The organism is Protofrankia sp. Cas8, from assembly GCF_963555845.1.
In the GTDB taxonomy this organism is placed as follows: domain Bacteria; phylum Actinomycetota; class Actinomycetes; order Frankiales; family Frankiaceae; genus Protofrankia.
In genome coordinates this window covers 3672-14833 of sequence record NZ_CAUVXI010000146.1, presented here as the reverse complement: position 1 = coordinate 14833, position 11162 = coordinate 3672, and the positions used below count along the sequence as shown (strand labels likewise).

The 11162-nt window shown below is 66.1% G+C and carries 7 protein-coding genes; all 7 read right to left on the bottom strand.

From position 1 onward, the window contains the following. Window positions 1–3748 (bottom strand): beta-ketoacyl synthase N-terminal-like domain-containing protein (locus U9977_RS18835; RefSeq protein ID WP_416210689.1); only part of this gene is annotated, 3748 nt, incomplete at its 3' end. A gap of 257 nt (window positions 3749–4005) precedes the next feature. Beyond that, window positions 4006–4656, bottom strand: a complete 651-nt coding sequence (locus U9977_RS18830; RefSeq protein WP_322750597.1) for an SGNH/GDSL hydrolase family protein — start codon at window positions 4654–4656, stop codon at window positions 4006–4008. Between the two features lie 433 nt (window positions 4657–5089). Continuing rightward, window positions 5090–6019, bottom strand: coding sequence for an alpha/beta fold hydrolase (locus U9977_RS18825; protein WP_322750595.1), 930 nt, complete (start codon window positions 6017–6019; stop codon window positions 5090–5092). Window positions 6020–6099: 80 nt separating this feature from the next. Further along, window positions 6100–6630, bottom strand: a complete 531-nt coding sequence (locus tag U9977_RS18820) for a YiiD C-terminal domain-containing protein (RefSeq protein ID WP_322750594.1) — start codon at window positions 6628–6630, stop codon at window positions 6100–6102. 155 nt (window positions 6631–6785) lie between these two features. Beyond that, a complete protein-coding gene (locus tag U9977_RS18815; RefSeq protein WP_416210688.1) occupies window positions 6786–7955 on the bottom strand; it encodes an acyl-CoA dehydrogenase family protein in 1170 nt (389 codons plus the stop codon). A gap of 79 nt (window positions 7956–8034) precedes the next feature. Beyond that, on the bottom strand, window positions 8035–9270 hold the full coding sequence (locus U9977_RS18810) for an NAD(P)/FAD-dependent oxidoreductase (RefSeq protein ID WP_322750592.1): 1236 nt from the start codon (window positions 9268–9270) through the stop codon (window positions 8035–8037). A 193-nt stretch (window positions 9271–9463) separates the two neighbouring features. Further along, window positions 9464–11162, bottom strand: a 1699-nt coding sequence (locus U9977_RS18805) for an AMP-dependent synthetase/ligase (protein WP_322750591.1), incomplete at its 5' end; no start/stop codon positions are given.

Below are 11162 nucleotides of genomic sequence, written 5' to 3'. Positions count from 1 at the left end.
TCGCCGGCACCCCCGGGAAACGCTCCTGCATCGCCCCCAGAATCTGCACCCGCTTAATCGAGTCAACACCCAGATCCGCTTCCAGATCCATCCCGGTGTCAATCATCTCCGCCGGATAACCCGTCCGCTCCGCCACCACACCCAACAAGGCCGAACGCACCGACCCCGCATCCACCACACCCGCCCCGGCCGAAACCGCGACCGCCAAAGCACCGACTCCGTCACTGGACGCCGCGGGAACCACGACGGCGGGGACGAGTGCGGGCTGGGCGGGTGCGGGCTGGGCGGGAACAACCTGGACCGGAGCGGCTGACGCTGGGGAAGCCAGCTCCGGTCGCGGTGGCCGACCTGCCAGCGCCGTCGGCGTCGCCACGGCCCGGTCGACGGTGGCCGACACCGGCGCCGAGCCGGTGGATGGCGCCGCGTGCCGGTGAGCATCCCGTTCGATGTCGGCGAGTGCGGCGAGGATCTCGTTCGCGCGGATGTGCGCCCGGCCGATCGCCAGGCTCTGGTCCTTCACCGCCTCGACAGCCTGCGGCAACCACGACGCGTCCTGATCGTCGCGGTGGGCCTGGAGCACACCGACCAACTCGTCCGCGATCCGCAGCTGGCTTTCCAGATACTGCGTGTGCACCGCTACATGCTGCGCAAGGACATCTTGTGACACGTCAACCACAATTGGCGAGCGATTCGGGTCCGACGCAACCGGCACCGTCGGCACCGCTGACACGGCTGGCACCGCTGACACGGCTGACACCGTCGGCACCGCTGACAGAGCCGCCGGCACGACCGGTGCCGCGGCAACCGGCGGTGAGACGGTCACGAACGGCGCAATGACCTGGCCCGAGACCGCAGGCTCGCTCGCCGCCGTCCCGTTGGGTGAGGGCGGGTCGTCGACCTGTTGCGGGTCGCTCGCGCTCACATCGGCGGACGACCCACTACCCCCGGTCGCGTCAGTGGTGGATATCTGGTAGCCGTTGTCGAGGGCGGCCTGATAGGCGGCCCGACGTGAATCGGGCACGTACTCGGCACCGTTGAGGGTCACGACCATGCCGCGGGACGGGGCCGTCACCCAGGCGGGGGCGTCGTACCGGTTGATTCCCGTGATCGGTATCCCGAGGACCGCGAGCTGAACCGCGGCCTGCTTCACAGCGACATCGCTGTCACCGAGCGGCCCGGCGTCGGTGGGTATGGCGACCACCCCGGACTCGGCCAACGTCCGCCGCGCAAGCTGGGTCAGCACCTGCTTGGGACCGAACTCGACCAGCACGTTGCAGCCGTCGGCGCGCATCGCCTCCAGGGCCGCGACGAACTCGACCGGCTCCAGCAGCTGCCCGGCCAGCACCCGCCGGTTCGCCTCGACATCCGACCCGTACGCGGCACCCGCCGTGTTCGCATACACCGGCTGTGCCGGCACGTTGATGCGCGCCGCCTCCACCGCCAACCGGAACTTCTCCACCGCATGGGCCACATGACGGGTGTGAAAAGCTGCGGAAACCGGCAGCGGCCGTGCGTTCAACCCCCGCTGCTTACATTCCTGGACCACCTCGCCGACCCCCTGGGTGTCCCCACCCACCACCACCTGGTCCGGCGCGTTGTGGTTACACACGATCACACTCGGGAAAGCCGCGAGGACGTCGGTGACCTGCTCACGTGTGGCCTGGACCGCCGCCATCGCACCCGGGTCGTGTTCGGGATCGTCGGCCGGTGGCGCCATCGCCTCACCACGGGCGCGCGCGAGGCGGAAAAAGTCCGCGTCGGCCAACGCGCCGGCCGCCCACAGGGCGGTCAGCTCCCCGAAACTGTGTCCGAGGAAACCAGAACAGCGCAGGCCCAACTCGGTCAGATACCGGAACTGCCCGACCGAGAGCGCACCGATGGCCGGCTGCGCGTATTCGGTCTGGCGAAGAGCTGTCTCCTGCGCCTGGCGCTGGCCCGCGTCAAAGACGGGTACCGGGTAGATGACCGCGGCCAGACGCCGCGCCGCCCCGGCGAACGAGCCGTTCGCATCATCGAAGGCGGTCGCCACGGTCGGAATGTTGAGCGCCGCCTCCACGCCCATGTCCAGATACTGGCTGCCCTGCCCGGCGAACAACGCGCCGACCTTCAGGTCCGGCAGCTGCCGGCTCCGGAAGAACACCCCGGCCGGATGCGTCCACTGCTCCACGTCCCCGGACGTCGCGAGCTGATCGACCGCCAATGCGCGCAGGCGCTGCGCCGTCTCGTCGTCGGCGGCCACGAACCCGACCCGGGCATGCCCGGCGGGAATCGACGCCGTCTCCTCCCCCGACGCACCCGAACGCAGCACATCCACCAATGCGCTGGTGTCAGGTGCATGCCACAGATACGCCCGAGCCGTCCGATGCAACGCTTTGACGGCGCCACGATCCCCGTTGTGCTCCTCCAACACGACATGGAAGTTCGTCCCGCCGAACCCCATCGCGGACGCGGCCGCCCGCCGCACCGGCCGATACGGGTCACGAATCCACGGCCGGGTGCGGGTGTTGACGTACAACGGCGCGTCAGCAAAATTGATCGCGCTGTTCGGGCGCTCCACATTGATCGTCGCGGGCAGCATCTTCTGATACAGCGCCAGCGCGAGCTTCATCACACTCGCCGTACCGGCCGCACCCTTGGTGTGCCCGATCTGTGACTTCACACTTCCGATCGCCGCGAAATGCCGCTCATCGGTCGCCTCAGTGAGAACACCGTTCAGCGCCGACAGCTCTGTTTTGTCCCCTACCGCGGTACCGGTCGCATGTCCCTCGAACAGCTCCACCGACGCCGGCGAACAGTCTGCATCGGCATAGGCCCGTGCCAGCGCCAGCCGCTGACCTTCCGCACGCGGCGCATAGATACTCTTCGACCGGCCGTCGCTGGACGAGCCGATACCGCGAATCACCGCGTACACGCGGTTCCCGTCGCGCTCGGCGTCGGCAAGACGCTTCAACGCGAGCATGCCGATGCCCTCACCGACCAACGTGCCGTCAGCGGCATCGTCGAAGGGCCGGATACGCCCGGCTCGTGACAACGCCTGTGTCTTGCTGAAACACATGTAACCGAAGATTGAGTTTTCGGTGTCGGCGCCACCGGCGATCATCATCTCGGCCCGGCCGTCGACGAGCTCCGCCACCGCCACGCGGACGGCGGTCAACGACGCCGCACAGGCTGCGTCGACCGTGCAGTTCATCCCGCCCAGACCGAGGCGGTTCGCGACCCGGCCGGCGACGACGTTCGCCAACAGCCCCGGGAACGAGTTTTCCTCCCACGGCGCGAACGCCGCCGCGTACTTCGCCGCGATCGCCTGCGCATCGGCATCGCTGAGCCCGCAGCTGCGGACGACCTCCTTCAACACCGGGGTCGACAACCGAGCCGCCAGCGGATGCATCAGCGGCACCGGGCCGGTGACGCCCAGCACCACGCCCGTCCGTGACGCGTCATACCACTGCGAATCGGTCGCCCCAGCGTCACGCAGCAGGTCCCGCGCCACCACCAGACTCAACGTCTGCAGGGTGCTGGTGACCTCCAGCTGGTTCGGCGGCAGACCGAACTCCAATGGATCAAAATTTACATCCGGGACAAAACCCCCGCGACGCGAATAGGTCATGTCCGGAACAGTGGGATCCGGATCAAAGTAATCGTCGACGTTCCACCGGCTCGCCGGGACATCCTGGGTGCAGTCCACCGAATCCACGATGTTCTGCCAGTACTCACGGTAGTCATGGGCCATCGGGAACAGGCCCGCCATGCCAACAATCGCGATCGGATTATTGGCCAGACGCCGATCCGCCAGCTTCTCGCCCTCGCTCACAGTCTTCCTCTCCTAGAGGGCCGAAGGCGATGCGATCGTGGTTCTGTCGCATCGCCGGAGGCCGAAGTCCCTGGGTCGCTAGAGGGCCGAAGGCGATGCGATCGTGGTTCTGTCGCATCGCCGGAGGCCGAAGTCCCTGGGTCGCTCAGCGGAAAAATCACGATCGCATCGACGTCGGCCCAACCAGCGGCCTTCTAGTACGAGAGCGGTCCCGACCCGACACCGGCGAAAGCGGATGATCCGTTCAACACCGTCATCCCGGTGGCAAAACTTATGAGATCGGCCGTTTCCTCGGCGAAGCGCCGGTGACCAGCCGGACTCGGGTGCAGGCCGTCCGCCGACCACATGGCCGGATCCGTCCATTCGTGCGCGGCCGCGACGTCCACGCAAAGCGCGCCGGTCCACCCGGCGACCGCACGTAGGCACTCGTTCGCCTCGGCGAAACGGGCTCGCAGCAGTTGACGGAAGGTGTCCGGCAACGGCAGGTTCCGCGGAATATCCGCATACGTCGCGGTGAACATCACCGTATCCGGACCGCTCAGTGTGGTGAAAATCATCTCAAGATTATTCCGGAAACGCACCGCGTCATAGTCTCGAACCAGATCGTTGACCCCGGCGACAAAGCCGATCAGCGGAGCCTTGTTCACCAACGCGACGCCAAGCTGACCGGCAACCACGTCCTGGGTTGTCGCGTCGAAGGTCCCGAGGTTGAGATAGCTGTTGCGCGGGATTCCGAACAGTTCCGCAAAGCGGGGCACCCAACCACCGTACGTCCCGTCCGGTCGCGGATCTCCCCGGCCCTCGACGAAGCTGTCGCCGATAACCGTCAGTCGTGCTTTCGCCATCATCCGCAATTCCCCTGTCATTTCATCCGGCAGGCATCGGCGCGGGCGCTCGCCGGCGAGCTACACCTAAATTGTGCGGAGTAGGACAAACAATGGTCAATACCAATCCGACATCCCTATTGCTCGATCGAGGGAGACGATTGGCAGTGTCAACGCGGCGGAAATTTCATCTTTCTACCCCGCATTTACCGGTCCATTGTCACGGTGTTCACCGGCGCGTTCCAGAAAATGTGTCTGCGCATGAGCGGCCGCCGCTGCCTTCGTGGAAACCGGTAACCTATTCCGTGACACCCACCGATCCCATTGCACAGGTGCCGACACAATGTACACGACCGGTGGATGTACACGACCGGTGGATGTACACGACCACCGGTGGATGTACCGGCTCGCCAGACACGGCCCGACGGTTCCGTTGCACCCGCAGCGGTGAGGTCTACCGGGACGGCGCAGGCAGCTGCCCGTCGATGATCCAGGATGCCGCCGCGGACCCGATGATCCCACTATCCTTGATCCATTCGAAGTGGTCGAGGTGCGCGACACCAGCGGAGTCGTCCAGGTGCCAAGGGGTGATCTTTGCGGACCGCATCCTGCCGCAGAGGAAGTCGACATTGGACCGCGGCCCGAGCCGGTCACCGTCCAGGGAGATCGCCAGGACGGGAATGGCCAGCTCACTCAACAGCTGATCGTAGTCCCGCTTCGTACCCCGCGGCTGGTATCGGCTCGTCCGGGAGTGCCGCGCCCAGTCGATCATCACACCGCCCGCCATCGCACCGCCGATCAGCATGCCGCCGGGCCAGTATCCGCGCAACCTGGCGATCAGACCGATCGTCTGGATCTTCCACAGGGCTTCCCAGCGCTTGGGACCGAAGGCCTTCCAGTAGACGGATCCGGCACCGATGATGCAGACCCCGGCCACATCCTCAGGCGCTGATGCCGCGTAGAGCACGGAGAGCTGACCGCCGAGACTGTGTCCGAACAGATACAGCGGAGCCTGGGGAAACCGCGAACGAACAGCCTTGATGACGGCGGGAAAATCAACCTCGAGGATCTCTCGATAGCCGAATGCCGACTTCTTGTCGAGTCCGGGTGTGCTTTCCCCCTGGGCCCGCAGATCGCACATCGCCACCGACAGACCCGACGCGTGCAAAGTCTTGGCCAGCGGTAGGTAGAACTTCGCCTTGAGCGCCATCGCCGGCAGAATCAGCGCCACCGGGACAGTTGGATCATCCTGTGGAAGCACCCTGATCACGAATGTGACGTTGTCGTCGGTGGTCACCGGAATCGCTTCGAGCGCGGCGAACTCCGATGGGCGTCTGGTGACGTTGCCGTCCGGCGTGTCACGACCGGTCGAGCTCACTGACATGGGGACTCCCGTCACAGCGTGTGGACTACTGGCGCCTTCCGCGGGCCGACAATGCGTGCGGAAATACGGTCGGATGCCCGTCAGCCAGCCAGGATCTTGCAGGCGAACTCAAAATGGAACCGGGCAACGAGCCCGTCGGCGTCGTCATAGAGGCGTGCCCTGGCATCCAGATCGAACTGCTCTGGGGCATCGCTGGCCAGTACGCGGCGCACTTCTCGCTCATCCACGGTGGCGATCGCACGGATTCGACCGGCGGCCGGCTTGCGGAAGGTCGACCGGGCATCCCGGACCACCATGTACTCGACCCGGGCCAGCCGGGGCGCCACGGCGCCGGCTGCCGCGGCGGCGCTGGCGATGTCAGCGGCCAGGAAGAGCGCACCCGCATGAACGGTGCCCAGGTGATTGGTGAGGTTCTCACCTTCGGGGATCTCGACGACCGCCCGGTCGGGACCCACCTCGGTGATGGTGACTCCGACGAAGCGGCCGAAGGGAACGAGCGAGTTGGCGATCTCGCGGATGCGCTCGTAGTCGACGATCCCGTTCGTCGCCCCGGCAAAAATCGCGTATCCGGTCTCAGCGCGCGAAAGCTGCGTATCATTCGTCACACTCATCATCCCAACATCCTTGATGGACCAGGCCGTGAACGGATTTCAAACTGATCACCAGATGATGCGGAAAAGACGGTGGAGCCACGGCGCACCGGCGCTGATGCGGATTTCGTACCAGCCGATTCACCATGGATGTTCGATGGGAATGTGACGGCCGGTCACCGATAGGCCCGGAGTACCCGGCGGGCGATGGACCATCGAAGCACCTCGGACGGACCCTCGTAGATTCGGAAGGCGCGCGCTTCGACGAGGAACCGGGCGACGAGTTCGTCCTCGCACACACCCAGCCCGCCGTAGAGCTGGACCGCACGGTCGAGCACCCGCCACACGGCCTCCGACACGAAGGTCTTGGTGATCGAGGCCGCGTGGCGCGCCGCACCGCTGACCGAGCCCTGTTCGTCGATAACGGTGGCGGTCGAGTAGATGAGCGCTCGGGCGGCCACGATATCGATCTCATTGTCGGCAACGTGCGCCTGGGCCATTCCGTGGTCGGCGACGGGTATCCCGAATGCCGTGCGGTTCACGATCCGCTCGGCCGACATCGCGTGCGCCCGGGTGGCCAACCCCAGCCAGTTCATGCAGAAGGTGAGGCGGGAGGGGGCCAGCCGCACCTGGGCATACTCAAGACCGCGTCCAACCTCCCCGAGCACAGCGTCATCGGGAACAAAACAATCACTGAAAGTGACTTCACAGTGGCCGCCCGGGGCGCTGTGATCGAGTGTCGGCATCCGGCGGCCCACCTTGAGCCCCGGGTTGTCCTGATCAACCAGGAACATCGTCGTGCCACCAGGGGTCGCAGCGATGCAGATGGTGAACGCCGCTCCGTCGGCACCGGTGGTGAAGTGCTTCGCGCCATTGATCTTCCAGCCACCGGCGACCTTCTCCGCGACCGTCGCCAGCATCGCGGGATCCGATCCCGCACCTGGTGACGGTTCGGCCATCGCGATGGACGAACGGACCTCACCGCGCGCCAACGGCGCCAGGTACCGTTCCGCCTGCGGTGCGGTGGCGAGGTGGGCAAGAAGGTGGATGTTGCCGTCGTCCGGAGCGGAGGCGCCCACCGCAATCGGACCGATCAGGCTCGTACCAGCGGCTTCCAGCACGCTGGCCTGGGCGCGGGTGTCGAGGCCGAGGCCACCGTAGGCCACCGGCGACAGCGGGCCGAAGACCCCCGCCGCCCGGGCGGCCGTCTGCAGCTCCACCCGGTGCACATCGTCCATGTGACGCCCGGCAACCACGATCTCCCGCTCGACCGGGAAGACGTGCTCGCGGACGAAGATCCGGGTGCGTTGCGCGATATCCGGCGGGCTGGCGCTCGCGGCAGGCACGGGGTTCACGGGGCACACTCCACAATCATTGTCGGGAACCGACCGGACCGGCGGCGTGCCAACACCGCGGGCCCGCCGGTCAGGCGGCCTTGAGCAGACGCTCGTCGCGCGGCGTGCCAACCTCTTCGTAGAGCTTCTCCAGGTTCTCCGGCGCGAAGAACTCCTCGCCGTGGATCCCCCCGGCCATCAGACCGAAGAACTTCTTGGTGTACTCCGGGCTCTGGCTCGTGGCACGCAGGACCGCCTCGAAGAACGGCGGCAGGGTGAGCTCGGAAAGGACGCAGGTGAACTCGAAGGTTCCCTTGCTCCGCTCATCGCGGATCCTCGCGTAGTCCGCCACGGCGTCGTCCACCGGTCGCTCCTGGGACAGCCCCTGGTGCAGCTGGTCCGCGAGGAGCTCGGCGTACAGGAACGCGTCGGTGATTCCCCAGCCGGTGAACGGGTCCTTGTGGTAACCGGCGTCTCCGACCAGCGCCCAGCCCGGCCCGTTGGATCGGCGGTAGTAGTTGTCCGGGTACCGCATGACCCGGAAGTTCTCCGCCCGCTTTCCGTTCGTCCGCAGGTCCTCACCGAGATCGGGTACCACCTCGTCGTACACGGCGTGGAAGCTGTTCTCCACGTCGGCGCGGAACTCACTGAAGTGCTCCCGCCGGCGCAACAGCGACACCAGATGCAGACCGTCGTTGGTCGGCCACGCGCCTATCTGCTGCTGGTTGAAGCTGGTCCGGTGCTGGAAGGACCAGTCAAGATTGCCGAAATACGAGTAGTAGACGAAGCAGGTAGCCGGTACGACACGGTAGAAGTCGGCGCCGACCTGGTCTGCGACCGTCGAGTTCCGGCCGTCCGCGCCGACCACGAACGAGCCGCGAAATTCCTTCTCCGATTCGTCGCCGAACTGGCCACGGATACCGACGGCGCGACCGTCTTCAAAGATCACATTCTGGACGGTGAATCCCTCGACGACCTCCGCCCCGGCCGCGCGGGCCGCGTCGACCAGGATCTTGTCCAGCACCGTGCGACGAGGAGAATAGACCTCGGTGATGCCCTCGATCGGGTCGGCGAAGCCCTCGACATGGATGCCGGTATAGGACAGGGTCAGGTGCTTCATCGCCGGGACGCCCGTCGCCGCGACACTGTCGAGCAGACCCCAGTCCCGGAGTCGTGCAAGGCCGGTCTGCTGAATATAGTGCGTCGATATGGTGTCACTCGGGAAGGTTGATCTGTCAACGACGAGGACCCGATGACCGCGTCTGGCCAGGAGCATCGCCAACGATGAACCGGCGCAGCGCGCACCAACAACGATAACGTCGTACATAAAATGTGCTCCTGTCGTCAACTCGGACGAGCTCCGCGGTGCCACGGCACCCCGGCACGAATACGTATTAATTTTCCACAACCGCCGGAAGTGCGGTCAACAACTGTGTCCATACGCCATCGGCCGATTGGTCGACACAATGGATCCGTGCATCGGTAACGGTCGGGAAACGTCAGCGGGCACGGCGGTGCGGTCACCCGTACAGCGCGGCGATGTCCGCGGCGAAATCGCTCTCGATCACCGTCCGACGCAGTTTCATGGAAGGCGTCAGATGCCCCCGGTCCAGGGTGAAGTCGGTCGCGAGCACCCGGAAGGCCCGGATCGACTCGGCCCGGGAGACGAGGCTGTTCGCATCGTCGATCGCGATCTGAATCTCCGCTACCAGATCGGGATCATGGCGCCAGGAGTCGTCGGCCGGTGCCGTTTCCCGGCCCGCCAGCCAGGTCTGGAGGGCCGCGCCGTCAACGGTGACCAGCGCGCTGACGAACGGGCGTGCATCACCGATCACCATGCAGTTGCTCACCAGTGGATGCAGGCGCACGCGATCTTCCAGCGGTGTCGGCGAAACGTTCTTGCCACCGCTGGTGACCAGGATCTCCTTGCGACGGCCGGTGATGTAGAGGAAGCCGTCCTCGTCAAGCCGACCAAGATCACCGGTGTGCAGCCAGGGGCCGTCACCAGCCTGGACCGCATCACCCTCGGTTGACTGCGCGGCTGGCTCACGGGCCGGCGGCCAGTACCCGGGCCAGTATCCCGGCGAGACGTTGCGGCCGCGGACGAGCAGCTCCTCGTCGTCGGCGATCGCCACCGTGGTGCCCGGAATCGGGCGTCCGACGCTGCCCATCCGGTTGGTGGCCGCGACGTTCACCGTCACCGCCGTGGCCGATTCGGTCAGCCCATAGCAGTTGAGGATCTCCACCCCCAGGCCGCCGTAGAACGCCGCGGTCGTGTCGTCGAGCGACGCGCCACCGGAGATCACATATTCGAAACGACCGCCGAAGGACTCCCGCACCCGGCTGTAGATCTTCTCGTCGAACGCGGCGTGGGCGTCCCGCAGCTGTGCATCCACGGCAAACGATCCGGGGACGTCGGCCTCCGGGCGCGCGATCTGACGATCATCGCGCGCCCTTTGGCCCGCGAGCCCGCGTGCCCTGGCGAGCCCGAATTCGATCGCGATCCGCTCCGCCGCCGCGTCGACCACCCCGACACCGCCTGCCGCCGGTTCACGGACCCGCTTGCGGATCTTTTCCAGCGCGTACGGGACGAGCGCGAGGAACGTGGGCCGGAACGTCGGGAACTCGGCGATCAGCTCCGGCACGCCCGGCAGAAGTCCCGTCCGGGTGCCGGCGTACAGGCAGGCGATGAGGATGGTCCGACCGAAGACGTGCGAGAGCGGCAGGCCCAGCAGGGTCGTCGCCTGCTCTCCCCGCACACTGCGGAACAATTGCCCGGTGTGCTCGACCGTGTTGGCCGAGGACGCGTACATGTTGCGATGGGTGAGCATGCATCCCTTGGGTACCCCGGTGGTACCACTGGTGTACACAATCGTCGCAAGGTCGTCGGCACGCACCCTGCCACGACGATCGTCGTACTCGGCGTCTAGAGGGTCAAAGGGCGCGCCCGGAGACCGCAGTCCCCGGAGTGCTGACGGCCCGTCCTGATCGCCGTCGTGCCAGGCCTCGACCGTCTCCAGCAGCCAGACATCGGCCCGCAGGCCACTACCGCCGATCTGACGGAGCTGGGCCTGCTGGGCCTCGGTCTCGACAAAACACCAGCTTGCTCCGGAATCGGTGAGTACATGCCGCATCTGCAGTTCCGAAGCCGTCGGGTAGATCGGAACCGTGACCGCACCAATACTGAGAACCGCGAAATCGACGACCGCCCACTCGTAG

Excerpts from the sequence above, each read along its gene's own strand:
- U9977_RS18830 (WP_322750597.1), bottom strand. The coding sequence starts at position 4,656 with ATGGCGAAAGCACGACTGACGGTTATCGGCGACAGCTTCGTCGAGGGC.
- U9977_RS18820 (WP_322750594.1), bottom strand. The coding sequence starts at position 6,630 with ATGAGTGTGACGAATGATACGCAGCTTTCGCGCGCTGAGACCGGATAC.
- U9977_RS18810 (WP_322750592.1), bottom strand. The coding sequence starts at position 9,270 with ATGTACGACGTTATCGTTGTTGGTGCGCGCTGCGCCGGTTCATCGTTG.
- U9977_RS18825 (WP_322750595.1), bottom strand. The coding sequence starts at position 6,019 with ATGTCAGTGAGCTCGACCGGTCGTGACACGCCGGACGGCAACGTCACC.